This is a genomic window from Oricola indica (assembly GCF_965227485.1).
Lineage (GTDB): Bacteria > Pseudomonadota > Alphaproteobacteria > Rhizobiales > Rhizobiaceae > Oricola > Oricola indica.
The window spans coordinates 1,629,903-1,651,528 of sequence record NZ_OZ245747.1 but is presented as its reverse complement, the minus strand read 5'-3'; the positions used below and the strand labels follow the sequence as shown (position 1 = coordinate 1,651,528).

Annotated in this window: 25 protein-coding genes; 13 read left to right on the top strand and 12 right to left on the bottom strand. The window is 63.6% G+C overall.

The genetic code is table 11. The features are described 5' to 3' along the window. Positions 1–173: 173 nt before the first annotated feature. Together ACQK2M_RS08420 and ACQK2M_RS08415 are read right to left on the bottom strand one after the other, a co-directional pair. The gene (locus ACQK2M_RS08420; protein ID WP_425417415.1) at positions 174–818 is read right to left on the bottom strand and encodes an MBL fold metallo-hydrolase; all 645 of its coding nucleotides are present in this window, start codon (positions 816–818) and stop codon (positions 174–176) included. Between the two features lie 124 nt (positions 819–942). Further along, positions 943–1,833 (bottom strand): branched-chain amino acid aminotransferase, encoded by an 891-nt coding sequence (locus ACQK2M_RS08415; protein ID WP_425417414.1) that lies wholly within the window; start codon positions 1,831–1,833, stop codon positions 943–945. Positions 1,834–2,057: 224 nt separating this feature from the next. Between ACQK2M_RS08415 and ACQK2M_RS08410 the strand changes: the two genes are divergently transcribed. The 4 genes from ACQK2M_RS08410 to ACQK2M_RS08395 are packed head-to-tail and all read left to right on the top strand — an operon-like array spanning position 2,058 to position 5,827. Then, positions 2,058–2,585 carry a MarR family winged helix-turn-helix transcriptional regulator gene (locus ACQK2M_RS08410; RefSeq protein WP_223475799.1) on the top strand — a complete coding sequence of 176 codons (528 nt, stop codon included), beginning with the start codon at positions 2,058–2,060 and terminating at the stop codon, positions 2,583–2,585. Next, positions 2,582–3,292: a response regulator gene (locus tag ACQK2M_RS08405; protein WP_425417413.1), complete on the top strand. Its 711-nt coding sequence runs from the start codon at positions 2,582–2,584 to the stop codon at positions 3,290–3,292. The genes ACQK2M_RS08410 and ACQK2M_RS08405 overlap by 4 nt, the downstream gene beginning before the upstream one ends. Positions 3,293–3,336: 44 nt before the next feature. Further along, positions 3,337–4,764 carry an ATP-binding protein gene (locus ACQK2M_RS08400; protein WP_425417412.1) on the top strand — a complete coding sequence of 476 codons (1,428 nt, stop codon included), beginning with the start codon at positions 3,337–3,339 and terminating at the stop codon, positions 4,762–4,764. Positions 4,765–4,774: 10 nt separating this feature from the next. Beyond that, on the top strand, positions 4,775–5,827 hold the full coding sequence (locus ACQK2M_RS08395) for a trans-3-hydroxy-L-proline dehydratase (protein WP_425417411.1): 1,053 nt from the start codon (positions 4,775–4,777) through the stop codon (positions 5,825–5,827). Here ACQK2M_RS08395 and ACQK2M_RS08390 read toward each other — a convergent pair. From ACQK2M_RS08390 to ACQK2M_RS08380, 3 genes are all read right to left on the bottom strand, one after another. Beyond that, a complete protein-coding gene (locus ACQK2M_RS08390) occupies positions 5,824–6,186 on the bottom strand; it encodes a tRNA-binding protein (RefSeq protein ID WP_425417410.1) in 363 nt (120 codons plus the stop codon). The two genes, ACQK2M_RS08395 and ACQK2M_RS08390, sit on opposite strands and share 4 nt — an antisense overlap. Before the next feature lie 12 nt (positions 6,187–6,198). Beyond that, positions 6,199–6,699, bottom strand: coding sequence for a YbjN domain-containing protein (locus tag ACQK2M_RS08385; protein ID WP_223475803.1), 501 nt, complete (start codon positions 6,697–6,699; stop codon positions 6,199–6,201). A gap of 327 nt (positions 6,700–7,026) precedes the next feature. After that, a complete protein-coding gene (locus ACQK2M_RS08380; protein ID WP_223475804.1) occupies positions 7,027–7,287 on the bottom strand; it encodes an accessory factor UbiK family protein in 261 nt (86 codons plus the stop codon). A gap of 118 nt (positions 7,288–7,405) precedes the next feature. On the opposite strand from ACQK2M_RS08380, the gene lgt reads away from it, so the two are divergent. From lgt to ACQK2M_RS08350, 6 genes are all read left to right on the top strand, one after another. Beyond that, a complete protein-coding gene (lgt, locus tag ACQK2M_RS08375; RefSeq protein WP_425420008.1) occupies positions 7,406–8,242 on the top strand; it encodes a prolipoprotein diacylglyceryl transferase in 837 nt (278 codons plus the stop codon). Next, complete coding sequence (locus ACQK2M_RS08370) at positions 8,239–9,327, top strand: class I SAM-dependent methyltransferase (RefSeq protein ID WP_425417408.1); 1,089 nt, start codon at positions 8,239–8,241, stop codon at positions 9,325–9,327. Before lgt ends, ACQK2M_RS08370 begins: the two co-directional genes overlap by 4 nt. A 72-nt stretch (positions 9,328–9,399) precedes the next feature. Next, positions 9,400–10,194: a peptidoglycan editing factor PgeF gene (pgeF, locus tag ACQK2M_RS08365; protein ID WP_425417407.1), complete on the top strand. Its 795-nt coding sequence runs from the start codon at positions 9,400–9,402 to the stop codon at positions 10,192–10,194. 33 nt (positions 10,195–10,227) lie between these two features. Continuing rightward, positions 10,228–11,379, top strand: coding sequence for a M24 family metallopeptidase (locus ACQK2M_RS08360; protein WP_425417406.1), 1,152 nt, complete (start codon positions 10,228–10,230; stop codon positions 11,377–11,379). Positions 11,380–11,434: 55 nt separating this feature from the next. Further along, positions 11,435–12,025, top strand: coding sequence for a hypothetical protein (locus ACQK2M_RS08355; RefSeq protein WP_425417405.1), 591 nt, complete (start codon positions 11,435–11,437; stop codon positions 12,023–12,025). Between the two features lie 121 nt (positions 12,026–12,146). Continuing rightward, positions 12,147–13,085 (top strand): ribose-phosphate pyrophosphokinase, encoded by a 939-nt coding sequence (locus tag ACQK2M_RS08350; protein ID WP_223475809.1) that lies wholly within the window; start codon positions 12,147–12,149, stop codon positions 13,083–13,085. Here ACQK2M_RS08350 and chrA read toward each other — a convergent pair whose 3' ends face one another. Beyond that, positions 13,086–14,408 (bottom strand): chromate efflux transporter, encoded by a 1,323-nt coding sequence (chrA, locus tag ACQK2M_RS08345; protein ID WP_425417404.1) that lies wholly within the window; start codon positions 14,406–14,408, stop codon positions 13,086–13,088. A 64-nt stretch (positions 14,409–14,472) separates the two neighbouring features. Continuing rightward, positions 14,473–15,543 (bottom strand): low-specificity L-threonine aldolase, encoded by a 1,071-nt coding sequence (gene ltaE / locus ACQK2M_RS08340; RefSeq protein WP_425417403.1) that lies wholly within the window; start codon positions 15,541–15,543, stop codon positions 14,473–14,475. Between the two features lie 244 nt (positions 15,544–15,787). Between ltaE and ACQK2M_RS08335 the strand changes: the two genes are divergently transcribed. From ACQK2M_RS08335 to ychF, 3 genes are read left to right on the top strand one after another with little or no spacing between them, the layout of a single operon-like run. Continuing rightward, entirely contained in the window at positions 15,788–16,450 is a 663-nt protein-coding gene (locus tag ACQK2M_RS08335) for a 50S ribosomal protein L25/general stress protein Ctc (protein WP_223475812.1), read from the top strand. A 38-nt stretch (positions 16,451–16,488) separates the two neighbouring features. After that, positions 16,489–17,211: an aminoacyl-tRNA hydrolase gene (gene pth, locus ACQK2M_RS08330; protein ID WP_425417402.1), complete on the top strand. Its 723-nt coding sequence runs from the start codon at positions 16,489–16,491 to the stop codon at positions 17,209–17,211. 4 nt (positions 17,212–17,215) lie between these two features. After that, positions 17,216–18,319, top strand: coding sequence for a redox-regulated ATPase YchF (gene ychF, locus ACQK2M_RS08325; protein ID WP_223475814.1), 1,104 nt, complete (start codon positions 17,216–17,218; stop codon positions 18,317–18,319). Between the two features lie 63 nt (positions 18,320–18,382). Here the strand turns inward: ychF and ACQK2M_RS08320 are convergent, their stop codons facing one another. From ACQK2M_RS08320 to ACQK2M_RS08300, 5 genes are all read right to left on the bottom strand, one after another. Further along, positions 18,383–18,595 (bottom strand): YgaP family membrane protein, encoded by a 213-nt coding sequence (locus ACQK2M_RS08320; protein ID WP_425417401.1) that lies wholly within the window; start codon positions 18,593–18,595, stop codon positions 18,383–18,385. Positions 18,596–18,685: 90 nt separating this feature from the next. Beyond that, positions 18,686–19,348 carry a Crp/Fnr family transcriptional regulator gene (locus tag ACQK2M_RS08315; RefSeq protein WP_425417400.1) on the bottom strand — a complete coding sequence of 221 codons (663 nt, stop codon included), beginning with the start codon at positions 19,346–19,348 and terminating at the stop codon, positions 18,686–18,688. A 28-nt stretch (positions 19,349–19,376) separates the two neighbouring features. Next, entirely contained in the window at positions 19,377–20,084 is a 708-nt protein-coding gene (locus tag ACQK2M_RS08310; protein WP_425417399.1) for a DUF599 domain-containing protein, read from the bottom strand. Positions 20,085–20,088: 4 nt separating this feature from the next. Beyond that, on the bottom strand, positions 20,089–20,628 hold the full coding sequence (locus ACQK2M_RS08305) for an adenine phosphoribosyltransferase (protein ID WP_223475818.1): 540 nt from the start codon (positions 20,626–20,628) through the stop codon (positions 20,089–20,091). Positions 20,629–20,739: 111 nt separating this feature from the next. Next, positions 20,740–21,600, bottom strand: coding sequence for a cytochrome c1 (locus tag ACQK2M_RS08300; RefSeq protein ID WP_223475819.1), 861 nt, complete (start codon positions 21,598–21,600; stop codon positions 20,740–20,742). Positions 21,601–21,626: the final 26 nt, after the last annotated feature.

Here is a 21,626-nt window from a genome sequence, read left to right as displayed (position 1 = left end):
AGCCGCCGATACCGACGGAGCAACGATGTGGAAGAAAGCCCCCCGCCAACGTGGCGACGCTAGCACGTTACTCAACGTAAAGCACATGAATAATGCCAAATATCGAAATTAATTAGACGGCTATCGGATCGGCCGCTTCCGCGCCACAAGACGACACCAGCAGCCGAAGACCTTCAGGTCAGGAACGGGTTGGTTTTCCGTTCCTCGCCGATCTGGCCGCCCGGCCCGTGCCCGCAGATGAATCCGATATTGTCGCCCAACGGAAACAGCTTGGTCTTGATCGACGCGATCAGCGTCGCGTGGTCGCCGCCCGGCAGGTCAGTCCGGCCGATCGAACCGCGAAACAGCACGTCGCCGACATGGGCGAAACCCGCCGTCCGGTTGTAGAAGACGACATGGCCCGGCGCGTGACCGGGACAATGCAGCACCTCGAAGTCGTGCCCGGCGAAAGAGACCGTCTCGCCTTCATCCAGCCAGCGGTCAGGCGTCACGTTGCGGACCTTGTCGTCGAGACCGAACATGCGCGCCTGGGCCTCCAGTCCGTCGAGCAACATCTTGTCGTCCTTGTGCGGACCGATGATCTCGACACCCAGCGCCTCCTTGAGATCCATCGCGCCGCCGGCGTGGTCGATATGGCCATGCGTCAGCCAGATCGCATCGACCGTGATGCCGTTCTTGTCCAGCGCCTCGCGGATATGATCGACGTCCCCGCCCGGATCGACCACGACGCCTTGCTTTGTCTCCGAATCGAACAGCACAGTGCAGTTCTGCTGGAATGCGGTGACCGGGATGATCAGCGCGTTGAGCGTCGCCGCCATGGGAATTTCCTCGTTTCCGGATTGTCGTTCCCGCTACCTGCGACTTATCCGCCGCAACTTCAAGGCCAATGGAAAAGGGCGGCCACTCGAGCCGCCCTGATACCTTGCCGCCGATCCGTCGGACTTATTCCGCGGCTTCCGCACGCGGATGAACCGCTTCGGTATAGTCGTTCATCAGCGTGGACGCGATCTCGCCGACCTCGAAGGAATACGGCCCGATCTCCGAAACCGGCGTGACTTCCGCTGCCGTACCGGTGAGGAAGCACTGTTCGAAGCCTTCCATCTCTTCCGGCATGATCACGCGTTCCACAACCTCGTAGCCGCGTTTCCTGGCGAGGCCGATCACCGTGCGGCGGGTGATCCCGTCGAGGAAACAGTCCGGTGTCGGCGTGTGGATCACGCCGTCCTTGACGAAGAACACATTGGCGCCCGTCGCCTCGGCGACCTGGCCGCGCCAGTCGAGCATCAGCGCATCGGCATAACCCTTCGCCTCGGCCGCGTGCTTGGACAGCGTGCAGATCATGTAGAGGCCCGCCGCCTTGGATTTCGACGGCGCCGTACGCGGGTCGGGACGGCGATATTCGGCGAGATCGAGGCGGATGCCCTTCATTTTCTGGGCCGGGTCGAAATAGGACGGCCACTGCCAGATCGCGATCGCCAGATTGATGCGGTTCTGCTGCGCCGACACGCCCATCATCTCCGAACCGCGCCAGGCGATCGGACGAACATAGGCATCGGTAAAGCCCTGCTTGTGCAGCAGGTCGATACAGGCCTGGTCGATCTCCTCGACAGAATAGGGAATCTTGAAACCGAGCAGCCGGGCCGATTCATGCAGCCGCTCGGTGTGCTCGGTCAGCTTGAAGATCTCGCCGCCATAGGCACGTTCGCCCTCGAATACCGCGCTCGCATAATGCAGGCCATGGGTCAGGACGTGAATCTTGGCGTCCTTCCACGGCACGAATTCGCCATTCATCCAGATATGGCCGTCCAGCTGATCAAAAGGCACTCCAGCCATGGGAAACTCCGTTCTTCCGCCGTGATCTTTTGTTTTGCGTCTTGTTTTGAGGGACAGTATGAACCCGTTTGGGCGCAACAACCATGAAAAACCGGATCGCGGTTCTTTTCAAATGCTGCGCGGTACATGCCGCACCCTTGAAAGAAATTACTCGTCGTTGCAATTTATGTCAACATAGCTGACATATAACGATGCCTTCCCGTTCCCTCCGGCCAACTTCCGCGATGAAACCGAAAACCGACCCCCTTCCCGCATCCGAACTGATCGAGCTCCTGTTCTTCGCCTATCGGGACTTCATCTCCGATCCGGACACGATTCTCGGCGAAATCGGCTTCGGACGCGCGCATCACCGGGTGCTGCATTTCGTGGACCGCAAGCCGGGCCTGACCGTCGCCGAGCTTCTCGATCTCCTGAAGATCACCAAGCAGAGCCTTGCCCGGGTTCTCAAGCAGTTGGTCGATGCCGGCCATGTGGCGCAGAAGCCGGGGCCGGAGGATCGCCGGCAACGCGAACTCTACCTGACGGACACCGGAAAGACGCTGATCCGCGAACTGCGGGAGCCACAGTCTCGCCGCATAGTGGCGGCATTGGAGCGGTCGGGCTGCGCGGAGGAGGAAATCGCGAAGTTTCTGCTGGCCATGGCGACCGAGGACGCAAAAACCCAGATCGCCATGCTGTCCGCGGCGCAACGCGAAGCCGGTCCGACCCGGAAACCGGAAGGTACCGGAACGGCCGCGAGCGAGGATGAATGAACGAAAACGCAGATGCCGGCATCACAGATGATGCCCCCCACATCCTGATCGTCGACGACGACACCCGAATTCGCACATTGCTGACGGAATTTCTGTGCCAGAACGGCTACCGCGTGACCAGCGCGGCCACCGCCGAGGAAGCGCGCCGCAAGATCGCCGGCCTCGAATTCGATCTCCTTGTTCTCGACGTGATGATGCCCGGCGAGAGCGGCGTGTCGCTGGCCCGCAACCTGCGCAAGGACGACAGCCAGGTGCCGATCCTGATGCTGACCGCCCGCTCGGACACCGAACAGCGCATCGAAGGCCTTGAAGCCGGCGCCGACGACTATCTTCCCAAGCCGTTCGACCCGCGCGAACTGCTTCTAAGGGTCGGCAACATCGTCAGGCGCGGCGCGCCCGCATCCCAGCCCAAGATCGAGCAGATTGTCTTCGGCCCCTTCACCTTCGTGATCGGACGCCGCGAACTGAAGCGCAACGGCGAACTGGTTCATCTGACCGACCGCGAGCAGGAGATCATGGTCCGGTTCGCGGAAAATGCCGGCGACACGATTCCGCGCCACGAGATGTTCGCCGAAGGCGCCGGCATCGGCGAGCGCACCATCGATGTGCAGATCAACCGCCTGCGCCGCAAGATCGAAGCGGATCCGGCCAATCCCCGTTATCTTCAAACCGTCCGTGGAATAGGCTACCGTCTCTCCATCGAATAACGAAACGGAACGGGACGATCCCGTTCGAATGACAGACGGGCGGCATGGCCACGGCAGACCTCGGCGAAAACCGGGTGAAGAGATCGCGCAGGCGCACAATGGCGCTACGCGTGCGTCGGCTCGCGCGCAATTCCTCCATCCAGTTGCGGCGCTTCCTCGGACGTTTCACCGGGTCGATGCCGCGCGGCCTCTATGCGCGCTCGCTGATCATCATCATCGCGCCTATGGTTCTGCTGCAGTCGGTCGTGGCCTTCGTGTTCATGGAGCGCCACTGGCAGACGGTCACCCAGCGCCTGTCGACCGCCGTGACGCGCGATATCGCGGCGATCATCGATATCATCGAGACCTATCCGCATGACGCGGAATATGAGGATGTCATCCGCATGGCGCGCGAGCGTCTCGCGCTGAACGTCGCCATCCTGCCGCCCGATCCGCTGCCCGCGCCCGCGCCGAAACCGTTCTTTTCCATTCTCGACCGCATTCTTTCGGAGGAAATCACCAGGCAGATCGGCAGACCCTTCTGGATCGACACGGTCGGCAACTCCAATCTCGTCGAAATCCGCATCCTGATGGAGGGCAAGGTGCTTCGGGTGCTGGCACGGCGCAGCCAGGCCTACGCGTCCAACACGCATATCTTCCTGCTCTGGATGGTGGGGACGTCGCTGGTCCTGCTGTTCATCGCGATCCTGTTCCTGCGCAACCAGATCAGGCCGATCCAGAAACTCGCGGAAGCCGCCGAGAGTTTCGGCAAGGGACGTCCCCTGCCCGCCGATTTCCGCCCGCGCGGCGCCATCGAGGTCCGCCGCGCCAGCCTCGCCTTCATCCAGATGCGCGAACGCATCGAAAAGCAGATCGAGCAACGTACGACCATGCTGAGCGGCGTCAGCCACGACCTGCGCACCATCCTGACGCGCTTCAAGCTGCAACTCGCGCTCTCCGGCGACAAGAAGGTCAACGAGGCGCTCGAAAAGGACGTCGCCGACATGCAGTCCATGCTGGAGGGCTACCTGTCCTTCGCCAAGGGCGACGCGAAGGAGGAGACAGAGGAACTCGACCTCAACGAGGTTCTCGACAAGATCCGCGCCGACGGAAAGCTCTCCGGCAACACCGTCAAGACCAGCCTCATCGGCCGTCCGGATATCGTCGTGCGGCCCGGCGCCTTTTTGCGGCTGGTCACCAACCTGACTTCGAACGCTTTCCGCTATGCCGACCATGTCGATATCGTCGCCCGCAATTCGAAGGGCCGGCTGACCCTGACCATCGACGACAACGGACCCGGCATTCCCGAGGACCGGCGCGAGGATGTGTTCCGCCCCTTCTTCCGGCTCGACGAGGCGAGGAACCTGAACGAGAGCGGGACGGGCCTTGGTCTTTCAATCGCCCGCGACATCGCGCGCGGCCATGGCGGCGACATCGAACTCGACGACAGCCCGATGGGCGGCCTGCGTGCCGTTCTCCGCCTGCCGGTCTGAAGGAACCCTGATGCGCAGCACAAAGGTCATCCATGTCGTCTCCTGCCATGCCGAGGGCGAGGTGGGAGACGTTATCGTCGGCGGCGTCGCGCCGCCGCCGGGCGACACGGTCTGGGACCAGCGCACATGGATCGCCGAGGACGAGACCTTGCGCAATTTCGTCCTGAACGAACCGCGCGGCGGGGTGTTCCGCCATGTGAACCTGCTCGTGCCCCCGAAGCATCCCGAGGCGCAGGCCGCGTGGATCATCATGGAGCCGGAAGACACGCCGCCCATGTCCGGCTCGAATTCCATCTGCGTCGCCACCGTGCTGCTCGAAACCGGCATCGTCGCAATGCAGGAGCCGGTGACGGAGATGGTGCTCGAAGCGCCCGGCGGCCTCGTGCGCGTTCGCGCCGACTGCGCGAACGGCAAGGCGGAACGGATCACGGTGGAGAACCTGCCCGCTTTCGTCGGCCTTGCCGGCGTGCCTCTCGAGGTCGCCGGCCTCGGCACGATCACGGTCGACACGGCCTTCGGCGGCGACAGCTTCGTGGTTGTCGACGCGGATGCCCTGGGATTATCGCTCGAGCCCGCCGAGGCGCGCCATCTCGCCGAACTCGGCGTCCGGATCACAAACGCCGCCAATGACCGCTATGCCTTCGCCCATCCGGAACGCGAAGACTGGAAGCATCATTCCTTCTGCCTGTTCGCCGGCCCGATCGAACGCCGGGGTTCGTCGCTGAGAGCCAAATCGGTCGTGTCGATCCAGCCGGGCAAGCTCGACCGTTCGCCGACCGGCACCGCCGTTTCGGCCCGCATGGCACTTCTTCACGCGCAAGGCGAAATGACGGAGGCGGACAGCTTCACCGGCGTTTCGATCATCGGCTCGGAATTCGAGGGGCGCATTCTCGGCACCACCCGCGTCGGCGACCTGCCGGCCATCCGCCCGCAGATCAGCGGACGCGCATGGATCACCGGCACCCATCAGCACATGCTGGACCCGGGCGATCCCTGGCCCGCAGGCTACCGTGTCGCCGACACATGGCCGGGCCACGGGGAAGACAGGAAAAAGCAGGTCTAGAGAAGCCGCTTGCCGTTCGGCACGGTCTGGCCCGGTCCGGCCAGCACGACCGCGCCGTTCTCGTCGTGGAAACCGAGTGTCAGCACTTCCGAGCGGATCGGCCCGATCTGGCGCGGCGGGAAATTGACGACCGCCATCACCTGGCGGCCGATCAGCTCTTCCGGCTTGTAGTGCTCGGTGATCTGCGCCGACGATTTCTTCACGCCGATCTCGGGACCGAAATCGATCATCATCTTGATCGCCGGCTTGCGCGCCTCCGGAAACGGCTCGGCCTCGACGATCGTGCCGGTCCGGATATCGACCCGCAGATAGTCGTCGAAACCTATCTCAGGCGCGAGCGCCTCGAGATCCTGTGCCATCCATCATCTCCCTCAGGCTTCGCCCTGGGTCTCGAACATCGTGCTTTCCAGCGCTTCCTTCGCGGTCGCGCCCGACCACAGAACGAACTGGAATGCCTGATAGTAGGCTTCGCAGGTTTCGATGGCGCTCGACAGCATCACCTCGACCTGGGCCTCCGTCGGCTCCGCGCCGCCGGCCAGCAGAAGCGAGTGACGGAACATCACGGCGCCCTCCTTCTCCCAGAGGTCGAAATGCCCCATCAGCAACTGTTCGTTGATCAGCGACAGCAGCCGCATCAGCTCGACGAAGCGGCTTTCATGGACCTTGACGTCGAAGCCGCAGGCGAAATGAAGCGACTCGAAGTCTTCCATCCATGCATAGGAGATGTGGTAGTTGGTCCAGTGCCCCGCGACCGCAACGGCGATCTCGTCGTCGCCGGTTCGTTCGAAATTCCAGTCATTCACGTGAGCGACCTGCTCGATCACATCGACGGGATGCGCGGCACGGTAATAATCAAGCTCAATCAGGCTCATTGCCAATCCTATTTTCGTTTCCCGCCCGAAGGCGGCGCTTTCAAAACCGGTTCAAGAGACGCGACACGGTTACGATGAAGGCGAACGAGTGCTGCAACGGACTGACGCGGCTGCGCTTACTTTCATTCGCATGGTACGAATCACTCAATAATTTCAGTCTATTGATCCGTGAGTCGCGGAAAAGCCCCCCCAACCCAAATCAGGTGTGGATAGGTTTGGGCGCGCGATTCCGGGGAGTCATTAACCGACTCTTAATCCTCGATTTTTTCGAGGAATAAGAGGCGAAAAAAAATCACTGTGAATTTTAATTAAAGGCTCTGCCGCCGCCTATTTGGCGGAATCGGCGAGTTTTTTCTCGAGTTCGGCGATACGCTTTGCCAGCGCTTCGTTCTCGTCGCGCGCCTTGATGGCCATCTCGCGCACCGCGTCGAACTCCTCGCGCTGGACGAGATCCATGCCGGCCAGGAACTTCTCCGCCTGGTGCTGGAAGGCTGTTTCCACCTCGCGGCGCATGCCTTGCGCAGTGCCGGCCATGTCGGTCATCAGGCGGGCAAAATCATCCATAAACTTGTTCGGGCCAGTTGTCATGGCGGCTACTCCCGTGTTCAAGACAATAGGTATTGCCGCGCCCGGCGCATTGCAAGCCGGCGAGAGCATGACCGCCATTGCGTCCGGCAGAACGCCCGCCAAAGAGAAACTGGATCCGATGTTTTCCCCCGCATTGAGCCAACTCGCCATCGCCTTCCCGGACATCGATCCGATCATCGTGCAATTCGGCCCGCTCGCCATCCGCTGGTACTCGCTCGCCTATATCGTCGGCATCGTGCTCGGCTGGCTCTATGCCCGCCGCATCGTCCGCAATGAGCGGCTTTGGGGCGGCAAGGCCCCGGTTTCCGTTCCCGATCTCGACGATTTCCTGCTCTGGGCGACCATCGGCATCATCGTCGGCGGGCGGCTCGGCTTCGTGTTGTTCTACGACCTGCCTCTCTATCTGGAGGAACCGTCCCGCATTCTCCAGACATGGCAGGGCGGCATGTCATTCCACGGCGGACTGATCGGCACGACGGTCGCCATGTTCGCCTTCGCCTGGCGGCGCGGCCTGCCGGTCTGGAGCCTGATCGACATCGTCTCCGCCGTCGTACCCATCGGCCTGTTCTTCGGGCGGGTCGCCAATTTCATCAATTCGGAGCTGTGGGGCCGCCCGAGCGATGTGCCCTGGGCCGTCGTCTTCCCGACAGGCGGCGACATCGCCCGCCATCCGAGCCAGCTTTACGAGGCGGCGCTGGAAGGCCTTGTCCTGCTGCTCGTCTTGCGCCTGTGCACCCACACCTTCCTGAAGCTGAGATCGCCGCGTTTCGTCACCGGCGTCTTCATCGCCGGCTATGGCGCGGCGCGCACCTTCGTCGAGTTCTACCGCGAACCCGACTTCCAGATCGGCTACCTCTATGGCGACTGGCTGACCATGGGCATGGTGCTGTCGATCCCGATGATCCTTCTCGGCCTCGCGCTCGTCGCCACAGCGGGAAAACCCGCCGCGCGATGAGCACCGATCTCGCGACCCGGATACGCCGCCTGATCCGCGCATCGGGGCCGATCCCCGTCTCGGACTACATGGCGACCTGCCTGTTCGACCCGCAGGGCGGATATTATGCGACGCATGAGCCCTTCGGCGCGGAGGGGGATTTCGTCACCGCGCCCGAGATCAGCCAGATGTTCGGCGAAATCGTCGGCGCGTGGCTCGTTCATGCCTGGCGCAGCCTCGGTCGCCCCGCCCCTTTCCTGCTGGCCGAGATGGGACCCGGGCGCGGCACGCTGATGCGCGACATCCTGCGCACTGCCCGCATCGATCCCGCCTTCATGGAGGCCGCCCGCCTTCACCTGATCGAGACCAGCCCGCGGCTGCGCGCGATCCAGCGCGAAACGCTCGGGCCCCACGCGGCGCAATGCGAATGGCATGACGACCTCGCCTCCCTGCCCCACGCGCCGCTATTCCTCGTCGCCAACGAGTTGTTCGACGCGGTGCCCGTACGCCAGATCGTCAAGACGGACGGTACGTGGCGCGAAAGGCTGGTCGGCCTCGATGACGCGGAGGGCTTCGCCTTTGTCGCGGGCGCGCCGCTGGCCGATCTGTCGATCCTGCCGGATGGAGCCGACACGGCGCGGGACGGTGCGATTTTCGAGTTCGCACCCGCCCGCGAAGCGATCGCCGCGCGGATCGGCACGCAGCTGAAAGACCACGGAGGCACCGCGCTGATCGTGGATTACGGCCATACGCGGTCCGGCTTCGCGGATACGCTTCAGGCCCTGCGCGCGCATCGCTATGTCCCGGTCTTCGAGACGCCCGGCAGCGCCGACATCACCAGCCATGTCGATTTTCAGGCGATCGCCGACGCCGCGAAGATGGCCGGTGCGCATGCCATGCCCGCGATGACGCAGGGCGATTTCCTCCTGTCGCTCGGGCTCGCGGAAAGGGCTGGCGCTCTGGGCCGCGACAAGGACGAATCGACGCAAGCGGCCATCCGCACCGCCGCCACGCGGCTCGCCGGAGCCGGCGAAGGCGAAATGGGCAGCCTGTTCAAGGTCTTGTGCCTGACGGGCGAACCGGCGACCCTGCCGCCCTTCGGGTAAGCGCGCGCATTCGTCTTGTTGACATGGTCATGAAGCTGAAACAGGGTGCCTGCGGCGGAGCAAGCATAATCCATGAACGATGAAACCCGGGACGCGGTGCGACCGATCCGATCCGAACGTCTGTCCGGCATTCCCAATGTCCGGCACGGGTTTTTCACCCGCGAGGGCGGCGTTTCGCAGGGCATCTATGCCGGCCTGAATGTCGGCTTGGGCTCCGATGACGATCCCTCGCTGATTCGCGAAAACCGCGAGCGCGTCGCCCGCTGGCTTGGCCGGCCGGGCCAGCCGCTGTCGACGCCGCACCAGGTTCATTCGCCCGATGTGGTGAAAATCTCCGAACCGATCGCCGAAGACGCCCGCCCGAAGGCGGATGCCGTCGTCACCACGACGCCGGGCGTTGTCGTCGGCGTCCTGACCGCCGATTGCGGGCCGATCCTGTTCGCCGACGACGCCGGCAAGGTCGTCGCCGCGGCCCATGCCGGCTGGAAGGGCGCGCTGGGCGGCGTGATCGAGAACACGGTCGACGCGATGGTCGAGGCCGGCGCGCGGCGCGACGCCATACGCGCCGTGCTCGGACCGTCCATTTCCGGCGAGAACTACGAGGTCGGCCCCGAGTTCGAGGCGCGATTCCGCGCCGCGGATGCGGCGAACGCGCAGTTCTTCACACCTTCCGGGCGCGAAGGGCATTTCATGTTCGACCTCCCCGCCTATACGATCATGCGGCTGCGCAACGCCGGCGTCGATGCCGACCATACCGGCCGCTGCACCTATTCGGACGAGGCCCTGTTCTTTTCGTATCGGCGGACAACACACCGCCGCGAGCCCGACTATGGGCGCCAGATATCCGCAATTGTGTTGAGTAACTGACTGACTTCGCTTCCCGGCATGAGGAGACGCCTTATGGCACTGCATTTTGACGAGCAGGAATTCGAGGACCGCAAAACGCGCCTTCTTGGAGAAATGAAAGCCGCGAAGCTGGATGCCATTCTGCTCTTCGCACAGGAGAGCATGTATTGGCTGACCGGCTACGATACGTTCGGCTTCTGCTTCTTTCAGTGCATGATCGTGGAAAAATCCGGCGACGTGTCGCTGCTGACCCGTTCCGCCGATCTGCGCCAGGCTCGTCACACCTCCAATGTCGAGACCATCGTCGTGTGGGAGGACCGCGCCCACGCCAATCCCGCGCGCGAATTGCGCGATCTTCTGTCCGACCGCGACCTTCTGGGCGCGCGCATCGGCATCGAATACGACACGCAGGGCCTGACCGCATTCAACGGACGGCGAGTCGATGACGCACTCAGCACCTTCGCCACGCTGGAGGACGCATCGCGCATCGTCCCCAACCTCCGCGCGGTGAAATCCGAGGCGGAAATCAAATATGTGCGCAAGGCCGGCAAGCTCGCCGACGACGCCCTGACCGCCGCGCTGCCGCTCATCAAGCAGGGCACGGACGAAAGCGCCATTCTCGCCGCCATGCAGGGCGCGGTCTTCGAGGGCGGCGGCGACTATCCCGGCAACGAGTTCATCATCGGCTCCGGCGAGGACGCCCTCCTCTGCCGCTACAAGTCCGGCCGCCGCAAACTGACGAAGAACGACCAGCTCACGCTCGAATGGGCCGGCGTCTACCGCCACTACCATGTCGCGATGATGCGCACCGCGCTGACGGGCAAACCCTCCGAGCGCCATCTCGAGCTCTACGAAGCCGCGAAAAGCGCGCTTCTGGCCTGCGAGGAGGCGATGGTTCCGGGCAACACTTTCGGCGACGTTTTCGACGCCCACGCCAAGGCAATGGCGGCCGCCGACCTGACCCGTCACCGTCTGAACGCCTGCGGCTATTCGCTCGGCGCGCGTTTCACGCCCTCATGGATGGACCGGCCGATGTTCTATGCCGCCAATCCCGCTATAATCGAGCCGAACATGGTGCTGTTCGCCCACATGATCATCGCGGATTCGGAGAGCGGGACGGCCATGACGCTCGGCCAGACCTACCTGACCACGGAAAATTCGCCTGAATGCCTTTCCCGCCACAACCTTGATTTGATTGTTGGTTAAGGTAAAGGGATCAGGGACAAGGAAAACAGCGCGAAAAGCGCGTGAAAGGGGCTGAATGACGGGGATCCTGCCACGACTGGCCGGCATCATGTGCCTGCTGTTCATCGTCGCCGGCTGCACCGGCGCGGACAGCACGTTCGGGTTCGGCAAGCGTCAAAACGACCAGGAGGCCACCTCGAACGCCGAGTTCCCCCAGCTTTCCGATCCCGGCGCACCGGGGACAACGCCCGGCACGGCCCAGCCCGCCGCCGGCCCGGTCTCCGCCCGGGTCTATTTCGCGCCCGTCGTCGGCGCTCCGGTCGAACTGATCCAGGCGATGTCGCGTCGGCTCGTCACCGTCGGCTCGGCCAATGGCGTCAGCCTGGTCGCGGCCGGCACGCCCGGCATGACGCACGAGATCAAGGGCTATTTCTCCGCCTTCACCGAAAACGGGGCGACAACCGTCATCCATGTCTGGGACGTGGTTTCGCCGAGCGGCCAGCGCGTCCATCGTATCCAGGGGCAGGAATCGGTTCCCGGCGCGACGTCCGACCCATGGGCATCCGTCACGCCGGAGGCCATGGAAGCGATCGCCGACAAGATCATGGCGCAGTATGTCCTCTGGCTTCGGAGCGCCGCCCAGCCCGCGCCGCAACCACCCGCGTGAGCGGGCTGAAAACAATCTCTCCGCTTTTTTGCGGTGCGAAACCGCACACACGCCTTGCAATGCAAGGCCATGGCTGTAAAACCCGCGCCAAGTTATCCACAGATCGCACCGGCAGGGCGCAATGAAACTGTTTGCTGGCAACTCCAATCGCCAACTCGCTGAGAATGTTGCCAAGTATCTGGGGATGAGCGTCGGCCGCGCCAGCGTTCGCCGCTTCGCCGACGAGGAAATCTTCGTCGAAATCCAGGAAAACGTCCGCGGCGAGGACGTCTTCATCCTGCAATCCACATCATACCCCGCAAACGATCACCTGATGGAACTGCTCATCATGATCGATGCGTTCCGCCGCTCCTCTGCGCGCCGGATCACAGCCGTCCTGCCCTATTTCGGCTATGCCCGTCAGGACCGCCGCACCTCCGGCCGCACGCCGATCTCGGCAAAGCTGGTCGCCAACCTGATCACCCGCTCCGGCGCGGACCGCGTTCTCACGCTTGACCTGCATGCCGGCCAGATCCAGGGTTTCTTCGATATCCCGACCGACAACCTCTATGCCGTCCCGGTCATGGCCCGCGACATACGCGCCCGTTACAAGGACCTGTCGAGCGTAATGGTCGTCTCGCCCGACGTCGGCGGCGTGGTGCGCGCGCGCGCCCTGTCGAAACGGCTCGACGACACGCTGCTCGCCATCGTCGACAAGCGCCGCGAACGGCCCGGCGAATCGGAAGTGATGAACGTCATTGGCGACATCGAGGGCAAGGCCTGCTTCCTGATCGACGACATCATCGATTCCGGCGGCACGCTGTGCAACGCCGCCGATGCGCTGCTCGCAAAGGGCGCGAAAAGTGTCACGGCCTATATCACGCATGGCGTCCTGTCCGGCGGCGCGGTCAACCGCATCATGGGATCGAAGCTCACCGAGCTTGTTATCACCGATTCCATCCAGCCGACCGCCGCTGTCGAATCCGCGCCTAACATCCGTGTCCTGTCGGTCACCGACCTGATCGGTGAAGCCATCGCGCGCACATCGCACGAACAATCGGTCTCCTCGCTGTTCGACTGATCAGCGAAACGCCTGCACCGCGAGCCCGGCAAGCGACGCTGCCGCCAGCACGAGAAGCATGTTCGCCCTGAACCGGACCAGCGCGACGCCCGCCGCAAACGCGATCGCCAGGGCGAAGACATCGAGCTGCGACAATTCCGGCGACGGCAGATGAACCGGCCCGAAGCGCCATTCCGGATAATCGCCAAACAGCACATGCAGGCCGAACCAGACGGCGAGGTTCGCGATCACACCGACCACGGCCGCTGTGATGGCCGCCAGCCCGGCGGCAAGCCAGCGCACATGGCGCAGCGCCTCGACATGCGGCGCGCCGGCGAAGATCCACAGGAAGCATGGCGCGAAGGTGAAGAAGGCGGCGACAAGCCCGCCAAGCAGACCGCCCGTCAGCGGGTCGAGCCCCTCAATGCCCGCGCCGGCGAGGAACCCGACGAAAACGAGCACGAGGACCAGCGGGCCGAGCGTCGTTTCGGCCAGCCCGAGCCCCGCCAGCATCTCGTCCGGCCGCAGCCAGCCGAATTGCTCGACCGCCTGCTGGCCGACATAGGCCAGAACGGCATAGGCGCCGCCGAAGGTCACCACCGCGGTCTTGGAAAAGAACAATGCGGCATCGGCCAGCACATGCCCCCGCCCGAAGGCGGCAAGAAGCGCTGCAAGCGGCACCAGCCAGATCGCGAGCCATGTCAGCGTCGTGCGGAGTGTCGCGCCGAGTGAGGCACGCTCCGGCAGGATAGCCCCTTCGGCGGTTGCCGTCTCAATCGCGTCCGGCCTGAACCGGGTCAGCGCAATGCCACCGAGCGCCGCGCCAATCACGATCAGCGGAAACGGCGCCTTCAGGAACGCGATGGCGACGAAGGCGGTCACCGCGACGCCCCACATCAACCGGGTCGTCAGAGCCCTCTTCGACACCTTGATGAGGGCGTCGGCGACCACTGCCAGAACCGCCGCCTTGAGACCGTAGAGAAGCCCGGTCACCACCGGCACGTCGCCATACAGGACGAAAGCCGCCGAAAGGGCCAGCATTATCGCGAGGCCCGGCAGGATGAACAGCAGGCCGGCGACAAGCCCACCGCGCACGCCATGCATCAGCCAGCCCGCATAGGTGGCGAGTTGCATCGCCTCGGGGCCCGGAAGCAGCATGCAGAAATTCAGCGCATGTAGAAATCGCGGCTCGTCGAGCCACTTTTTCTCCTCGACGAGAACCCGGTGCATCACCGAGATCTGTGCCGCGGGACCGCCGAACGACAGGAGGCCAATCCGCGCGAAGGCCCTTGCGGCCTCGCCGGTGCTGACATGCGGATTATTCCCTTCCGGCGTGCCGATCATGCGTTTCCCGTTTCCGGTACTCCTGTCGCCAAAGCGCATGACAGGAGGATGACCCTGGAGCGCTTCAGCGCCGCGCGCCGAACGCTCCGGCCGCCGCATCCACGATCCGCGCGACATCGTCGGCCGAGACGTCAAGATGCGTGACAAGGCGGATGAGCGGGGCGCGGCCACCCATCAGCACGCCCGCTTCGGTCATCGCCGCCTTGAAAGCACCGAACCGGTCCGGCGACAGTCTGAGGAACACCATATTGGTCCCGGTTTCAGGATAGTCCGCTTCAAGCCCCTCGATCCCGGACAAGCCCTCCGCCAAGGCGCGCGCATTGGCATGATCCTCGGCCAGGCGCTCGACATGGTGGTCGAGCGCGTAGAGCCCACCGGCGGCGAGAATCCCAGCCTGGCGCATGCCGCCGCCCAGCATCTTGCGAATGCGCCGCGCGCGATGGATGAAATCGACCGGTCCGCTCAGCACCGAGCCGACCGGCGCGCCGAGCCCTTTCGACAGGCACAGCGACACCGTGTCGAACGGCGCGGCGAGATCGGCCGGCGCCAGACCCGACGCGACCGAAGCATTCATCAGCCGCGCGCCGTCGAGATGGACGGCAAGACCGTTCTCGCGCGCGACCTCGGCGATACGCACAATCTCCGCCTGGTCCTGAACGCGGCCGTTCCATGTGTTTTCGAAGCTCACCAGACGCGAGAGCGGGAAATGGATATCGTCGGGATCCTTGATCGCCGCCGCGACCGCCTGCACGGTCAATCCGCCATTGGCGTCCCCGTCGAGCGGCGTCAGGATCGCGCCTCCGAGCGCCGACGACCCGCCTGCCTCGTATTTGCAGACATGGTATTCGCGCCCGGTGATGATCTCCTCGCCGCGGGCGCAATGCGTCAGCAGCGCGAGCAGGTTGCTCTGGGTCCCGGACGGCACAAAAAGGGCAGCCTCCTTGCCGAGCAGCGACGCGACGCGCGTCTCCAGAGCGGCGACGCTCGGATCCTCGCCATAAACGTCGTCGCCCACCTCCGCCTCCGCCATCGCCGCGCGCATCGCGGGAACGGGGCGGGTCACGGTATCGCTTCGCAGATCGATCACGCGGTTTGAGCCCTGCGTGTCCTTCTGGCTGGCCATGTCCCCATACATGCGGCACTCATCCTTTCTCGTCGTCCGGCCATTGTGCTGCACCGGTTCGTCGCGCGATACAAGCGCAGCGTCGTGTCACAAGGCCGGAACGACCGCCCGCATCTTGCAACCCGGCCATGTTTCCACTATAGCGCCCCCATCCGCGCAGACACCCTTGGAGGCAGCGCGGCAAGGCCGGGCGACCGGCTTTGGTTTTTCCGGCAACAGAAAAACACTCCAGATTACGTCCTCGAAAGGAAATGCCATGAGCGAAGCATACGTGCTCAAGGCCGAGGCGCGCGAACGGGTCGGTAAGGGGTCCGCCCGGGCAATTCGGCGCAACGGTAAAATTCCCGCTGTCATCTATGGTGACAACAAGGAGCCCCTCTCCATCACGCTTCCCTACAAGGAAGTGGCGATGAAAATCCACGGCGGCGGCTTCATGACCACCCTGGCGGAAATCGAAATCGACGGGAAGAAACACCGCGTCCTGCCTAAGGCCTATGACCTTGAGCCGGTTCGCGACTTCATTATCCATGTCGACTTCCTGCGGATCTCCGCGAAGACCGAGGTGACCGTCAACATTCCGGTTCACTTCATCAACGAAGATGACTGCCCCGGCATCACCAGAGGCGGCGTGCTCAACACGGTTCGCCACGAGGTGGAAGTCACCTGCCCGGCGAGCGATATCCCGGAATACTTCTCGGCCGATCTCACGGGTCTCGAACTCGGCGACGCGATCAAGATCTCCTCGATCGCGCTTCCCGAGAACGTCCATCCGACGATCACCGACCGCGACTTCACCATCGCCACGATCGCCACACCTGCTGGCCTGAAGAGCGAAGAAGACGAAGCGGAAGACGAGGCGGCACCGGATGAGGTCGCAGTCGTCGGCGAGGAAGAAACCGAAGAGGAAGGCGGGGAGTAATAACACCCCCCGCCCGGCCTATCGGAGCCGGCTGACCCATGCTTGTCATCGCAGGCCTAGGCAATCCGGGACCGAAATACGCCGCGAACCGGCACAATATCGGCTTCATGGCGGCGGACGCGATCGTTCGCCGCCATGCGTCTTTCAGCCCCTGGCAGAAGAAGTTCAACGCCGAGATCAGCGAAGGCCGGCTCGAAGGCGAGAAGGTGCTTGTGATCAAGCCGCTGACCTTCATGAACAATTCCGGTCAGGCCGTCGGCGAGGCACTCCGCTTCTACAAGCTCGGTCCCGAGGACCTCGTCGTGCTCTACGACGAACTCGACCTCGCGCCCGGCAAGGTGCGCATCAAGACGGGCGGCGGCTCCGGCGGCCATAACGGCATCCGGTCCATCGACGCGCATTGCGGCAAGGACTACCGGCGCGTCCGCCTCGGTATCGGCCACCCGGGATCGAAGGAACGCGTGCACGGCTACGTACTGGGGGATTTCGCGAAGGCCGACCAGGAGTGGCTCGATACGCTGCTGGAAACGGTCGGCGAACATGCCGGAATGATCGTCAGGGGCGACAATTCCGGGTTCATGAACAAGACCGCGCTCGCGCTGGGAGACGACATGGCCGCACGTAAGAAGAAGCCGGCGGAGACCGCGAAGCCGGCCGGAAAGCAAAGCCATATCCGCCAGGCGCGTCAGCAGACGCCGCAGGCGCCCGCAAGCGGGCCGATGGCGGACATGCTGAACAAGTTGCTGGGGAAAAAGGACTGACCTGATGGGTTTCAAATGCGGCATCGTCGGCCTGCCGAATGTCGGCAAGTCGACGCTTTTCAACGCGCTGACGAAGACGGCGGCCGCCCAGGCCGCGAACTATCCCTTCTGCACGATCGAGCCGAACACCGGCGAGGTCGCCGTGCCGGACGAGCGGTTGTCGAAGATCGCCGCCGCCACGAAATCGAAGGAGATCATCCCGACCCGTATCAATTTCGTCGATATCGCGGGCCTCGTGCGCGGTGCCTCCAAGGGCGAAGGCCTCGGCAACCAGTTCCTCGCCAATATCCGCGAGGTCGATGCCATCGTGCACGTGCTGCGCTGTTTCGAGGATGACGACATCACCCATGTCGAAGGCCGCATCGATCCGGTCTCAGACGCCGAGACGGTCGAGACGGAACTCATGCTGGCCGATCTTGATAGCCTCGAGCGCCGCATCGTGCAGATCCGCAAGCGCGCCACCGGCAAGGACAAGGAAGCCACGACCATCCTTCCGGTCATGGAACAGGCGCTCGCGCTGCTGCAGGACTCCAAGCCCGTCCGCGTGATGCTCGACGGTATCGCGGCCGAGGACCTCGCCATCCTGAAAAGCCTGAACCTCCTGACCTCCAAGCCGGTTCTCTATGTCTGCAACGTCGCCGAGGATGATGCCGCGACCGGAAACGAGCACTCTCAGGCCGTCGACAAAATGGCCGCCGAGCAGGGTGGACGCACCGTCGTTATCTCGGCCGCGATCGAGGCGGAGATAGCCCAACTCGACGACGCCGAGGCACGCGAATACATGGAGGCGATGGGACTGGAAGAGCCGGGTCTCGACCGCCTGATCCGCGAAGGCTACCGGCTGCTCGACCTGCTGACCTTCTTCACCGCCGGGCCGAAGGAAACCCGCGCATGGACCGTGAAGAAGGGCGCCAAGGCGCCGCAGGCCGCGGGCGTCATCCACACCGATTTCGAAAAGGGTTTCATCCGCGCCCAGACCATTGCCTATGACGACTATGTATCGCTCGGCGGCGAGGTCGCGGCCAAGGAAGCCGGCAAGGCCCGCGACGAGGGCAAGGAATACCTCGTTCAGGACGGCGACGTGATGCTGTTCAAGTTCAACGTCTGAGTGTCAGGCGCGGCTGCCTGCCGCGCCTGCATGAATGCCGAGCAAGGCGGACGGCGAAAGCCGTCAGGCCTTCTTGGTGCTGCAGGTATTGATGCCGAGCAGCGTGTAGGGCGGACACCAGCCGAGCGCGGCCGTCGCCAGAAGCACGATACCGACGATGAGGGCGATCCAGCCCAGCACGCCCGTTACCGTGCCCATGAAAAACAGAGCGACCAGAATGATTCCGGCAATGGCGCGGATGGCACGGTCTGTGCCGCCCATATTGTTCTTGAACATTTCGCTATCCTCTCGATGGCGGTTTCTGTGCACACAGGAAAGCACATTTCGCGGGCGCCGTCGGTGACCATGTCACCGAAGGCCGCATTTCTATTCGTCAGGCCCACCCGCGACCCGTCGCAACGCGTCGGGCGACACGATCCGCACCACGCCGCGTTCCGGCAAGACGATACCTCGTGCTGACAGCGCCTCCAGCCGGCGCGAGACGACCTCGCGCGCCGAGCCGATCGCCGAAGCGATCTCGGCATGCGTCGCCTTCACCTCGCCGTCCTCTCCAGCGCGCGCGAGCAACCATTGCGCCAGCCGGCGCTCCACCCGCACAAAGGCGACCATCTCGAGGAACTGCGTCATTTCGCCGAGCCGATCGGCGAAGGCGCGAAAGACGAAGCGACGGAATTTCTCCGACGTGGCCATCAGCGTGTCGAACATTGACGGCGGCACGACGACGGCGACCACGTCGGTGTCGGCAATCGCCTCGCCCGTATAGCTCTGCGCTCCCAGGAGACCGAGCGTCGTCTGGACGCATGTTTCTCCCGGATCGACCGAATAGAGCAGCAATTCGCGCCCGGTCCGGCTGTTGAGAAAGACGTTCACCCTGCCCGAGATGATCAGCACGAAGCCGAACGGCGCGTCGCCGGGCCGAAACAGCACCGTGCCGGCCTTGAAGAGCTGCGGCGCCAGCGTGTCGAGCGCCTGGCCGGCCGAAGCCTCGAAAATGTCCTGATAGGCTGTTCCGGCGATCCAGTCTGCCACGGCTTTCCTCCTGACCAGGCGCTCCGCCTCAATCCAGCAGAATCCGGCGGGCACCGGAAAAATACTGCCTGCGCACGAGGACCGCGATGACGAAGGATGTCGTCACGATAAGCGCCCAGGGCCCGAGAAACCAGCCGAGATAGGCAAGTCCGAAGAAGATCGCCCGCATGCCCGCGGTAAAATGACGGCTGGCGATGATGTTCATTTCGGCGGCTCTCAGCGCCGCCGTTCGCCGCTCGTCATACGAGGAGTCCTGCGTGTGACGCACGCCGCCGATCAGGATCGAGCAGTAGTTGAACAGCCGGTAGGCCCAGCCGAACTTGAAGAAGGCGTAGACGAAGATCGTCGTCAGCCCGAACACCTTGATTTCGTACACGCCGCGCGAAACCGCCTCGGTGAATGGGATGTCGCGATAGATCTGCAGCACCGCGTCTGCAGAGCTGAGCAGCGCCAGACAGCCGCCGATCGCCAGGATCGAAGCCGACCCGAAATAGGCCGAGCCCTGCTGCAGGCCCGTGACGATCGCCGTGTCGATCATCCGCAGATCGCGCTCCACCAGCGTCATCATCCACTCGCGGCGACGGATGGCCATCAGACCGGAGAGGCTGGTTTTACGCCAGCCGGAATAATCGACCAGTGCTTCGAAGACGAGCCACGCGACAATGAAAAAGCCGAGCGCGACAAGGTCGCTTGCTGTGATGATGGAGAAGATCGCGTCCATGGCTCCAGCGGGCAAGGCGCTAGTCGCCCTCGAACTCGATCAGGGTTTGGACCGGCACGCCGAGCGCCTCGATTTTGCTGCGCCCGCCGAGATCGGGCAGATCGATCACGAAACAGGCCGCCACGACTTCGGCGCCCATCTGTTGCAGCAGCTTGACCGCACCTTCGGCCGTTCCGCCCGTGGCGATCAGATCGTCCACGAGAATGACACGCTCGCCCTGCTTCACCGCATCCTTGTGCATCTCCATTTCGTCGACGCCGTATTCAAGGCTGTAGGCGATGCGCACCGTCTCGTGCGGCAGCTTGCCTTTCTTGCGGATCGGCACGAAGCCCGCCGAAAGCTGGTGCGACATCGCTCCGCCGAGAATGAAGCCCCGCGCCTCGACGCCGGCGATCTTGTCGATCTTGGTGCCGGCATAGGGATGAACCATTTCGTCGATCGAGCGACGGAACGCCCGGGCATCGCCCAGAAGCGTGGTGATATCCCGAAACATGACTCCCGGTTTCGGATAATCCGGGATCGTGCGGATTGCCGCTTCGAGAGTGTCACGCAAGCTCATTTTGTGCCTTTCCGTCCGCACCGATACAAATCGCTGCGGATCATGTCCTTATACCGGGCAAAAGAAAAGGGCGCTCGAGCGCCCTTTTCGCAATCGGAATTCCCGAGTTCGTCAGTGATCGACGCGCGACCATACCTGCTTCTTGGCGAGGTACAGGAACGCCGCGAAGATGATGAGGAAGAGCATCACCCGGAAGCCCATTTCCTTGCGCTCGGTCATGTGCGGCTCGGCCGCCCACATCAGGAACGCAGCGACATCCTTCGCTTCCTGCTCGATCGTCGCGGGCGTGCCGTCGTCATACTCGACATCGTCGCCATAGAGCGGCTGCGCCATTGCGAGCGCCACACCCGAACCGAAATGCGGGTTGTAATAGAGCCCGTCCGGAACAACGACATGCTCAGCCGGCTCTTCGCCATAGCCCGTCAGCAGCGAATAGATGTAGTCCGGCCCGCCCTCGGCATATTGCGTGAACACGTCGAAGACGAACAGCGGGAAACCGCGCTCGACGCCGCGTGCCTTGGCAATCAGCGAGAAGTCCGGCGGAATCGCGCCATTGTTGGCGACCTTGGCCTGTTCCTCGTTCTCGTAGGGGCTCGGGAAATAATCCGTCGGAAGGCCCGGACGCGTGAACATCTCGCCGTCCGCATTCGGTCCGTCCTCGACATCGTAACCGGCCGCGATGGCGTCCACTTCCTCTTCGGAATAGCCAAGCTCGTGGAAGTCGCGGAAGGCAACGCGCTTGAGCGAATGGCAGGCCGAGCAGACATTGGCATAGACCTTGAAGCCGCGCTGCAGCTGGCCCTTGTCGTATTTGCCGAACGGCCCCGCGAAGCTCCAGTCCTGCTCCACCGGCTTCTTCAGCGGATAGTGGACCGTGTGCTGCTCGCCTTCCTCTTCCGCCGCATTGGCACCGGGCAGGACGAGCGCCATGGCGAGCGCCGCAGCGCCGATCGTGGCAATGACATGTTTCATTGTTCTGTTCCCGTAAGTTTGCGCCA

What these genes read in the sequence shown, in the direction of transcription:
- ACQK2M_RS08410 (WP_223475799.1), top strand. Translation starts at nt 2,058, where the DNA reads ATGAAACCGAAAACCGACCCCCTTCCCGCATCCGAACTGATCGAGCTC.
- ACQK2M_RS08415 (WP_425417414.1), bottom strand. Translation starts at nt 1,833, where the DNA reads ATGGCTGGAGTGCCTTTTGATCAGCTGGACGGCCATATCTGGATGAAT.
- ACQK2M_RS08370 (WP_425417408.1), top strand. Translation starts at nt 8,239, where the DNA reads ATGAGCACCGATCTCGCGACCCGGATACGCCGCCTGATCCGCGCATCG.
- ychF (WP_223475814.1), top strand. Translation starts at nt 17,216, where the DNA reads ATGGGTTTCAAATGCGGCATCGTCGGCCTGCCGAATGTCGGCAAGTCG.
- ACQK2M_RS08360 (WP_425417406.1), top strand. Translation starts at nt 10,228, where the DNA reads ATGGCACTGCATTTTGACGAGCAGGAATTCGAGGACCGCAAAACGCGC.
- ACQK2M_RS08385 (WP_223475803.1), bottom strand. Translation starts at nt 6,699, where the DNA reads ATGAGCCTGATTGAGCTTGATTATTACCGTGCCGCGCATCCCGTCGAT.
- pgeF (WP_425417407.1), top strand. Translation starts at nt 9,400, where the DNA reads ATGAACGATGAAACCCGGGACGCGGTGCGACCGATCCGATCCGAACGT.
- ACQK2M_RS08355 (WP_425417405.1), top strand. Translation starts at nt 11,435, where the DNA reads ATGACGGGGATCCTGCCACGACTGGCCGGCATCATGTGCCTGCTGTTC.
- lgt (WP_425420008.1), top strand. Translation starts at nt 7,406, where the DNA reads ATGTTTTCCCCCGCATTGAGCCAACTCGCCATCGCCTTCCCGGACATC.
- ACQK2M_RS08390 (WP_425417410.1), bottom strand. Translation starts at nt 6,186, where the DNA reads ATGGCACAGGATCTCGAGGCGCTCGCGCCTGAGATAGGTTTCGACGAC.
- ACQK2M_RS08305 (WP_223475818.1), bottom strand. Translation starts at nt 20,628, where the DNA reads ATGAGCTTGCGTGACACTCTCGAAGCGGCAATCCGCACGATCCCGGAT.
- ACQK2M_RS08395 (WP_425417411.1), top strand. Translation starts at nt 4,775, where the DNA reads ATGCGCAGCACAAAGGTCATCCATGTCGTCTCCTGCCATGCCGAGGGC.
- ACQK2M_RS08405 (WP_425417413.1), top strand. Translation starts at nt 2,582, where the DNA reads ATGAACGAAAACGCAGATGCCGGCATCACAGATGATGCCCCCCACATC.
- ACQK2M_RS08400 (WP_425417412.1), top strand. Translation starts at nt 3,337, where the DNA reads ATGGCCACGGCAGACCTCGGCGAAAACCGGGTGAAGAGATCGCGCAGG.
- ltaE (WP_425417403.1), bottom strand. Translation starts at nt 15,543, where the DNA reads ATGTATGGGGACATGGCCAGCCAGAAGGACACGCAGGGCTCAAACCGC.
- ACQK2M_RS08350 (WP_223475809.1), top strand. Translation starts at nt 12,147, where the DNA reads ATGAAACTGTTTGCTGGCAACTCCAATCGCCAACTCGCTGAGAATGTT.
- ACQK2M_RS08420 (WP_425417415.1), bottom strand. Translation starts at nt 818, where the DNA reads ATGGCGGCGACGCTCAACGCGCTGATCATCCCGGTCACCGCATTCCAG.
- ACQK2M_RS08335 (WP_223475812.1), top strand. Translation starts at nt 15,788, where the DNA reads ATGAGCGAAGCATACGTGCTCAAGGCCGAGGCGCGCGAACGGGTCGGT.
- pth (WP_425417402.1), top strand. Translation starts at nt 16,489, where the DNA reads ATGCTTGTCATCGCAGGCCTAGGCAATCCGGGACCGAAATACGCCGCG.
- chrA (WP_425417404.1), bottom strand. Translation starts at nt 14,408, where the DNA reads ATGATCGGCACGCCGGAAGGGAATAATCCGCATGTCAGCACCGGCGAG.
- ACQK2M_RS08300 (WP_223475819.1), bottom strand. Translation starts at nt 21,600, where the DNA reads ATGAAACATGTCATTGCCACGATCGGCGCTGCGGCGCTCGCCATGGCG.
- ACQK2M_RS08320 (WP_425417401.1), bottom strand. Translation starts at nt 18,595, where the DNA reads ATGTTCAAGAACAATATGGGCGGCACAGACCGTGCCATCCGCGCCATT.
- ACQK2M_RS08380 (WP_223475804.1), bottom strand. Translation starts at nt 7,287, where the DNA reads ATGACAACTGGCCCGAACAAGTTTATGGATGATTTTGCCCGCCTGATG.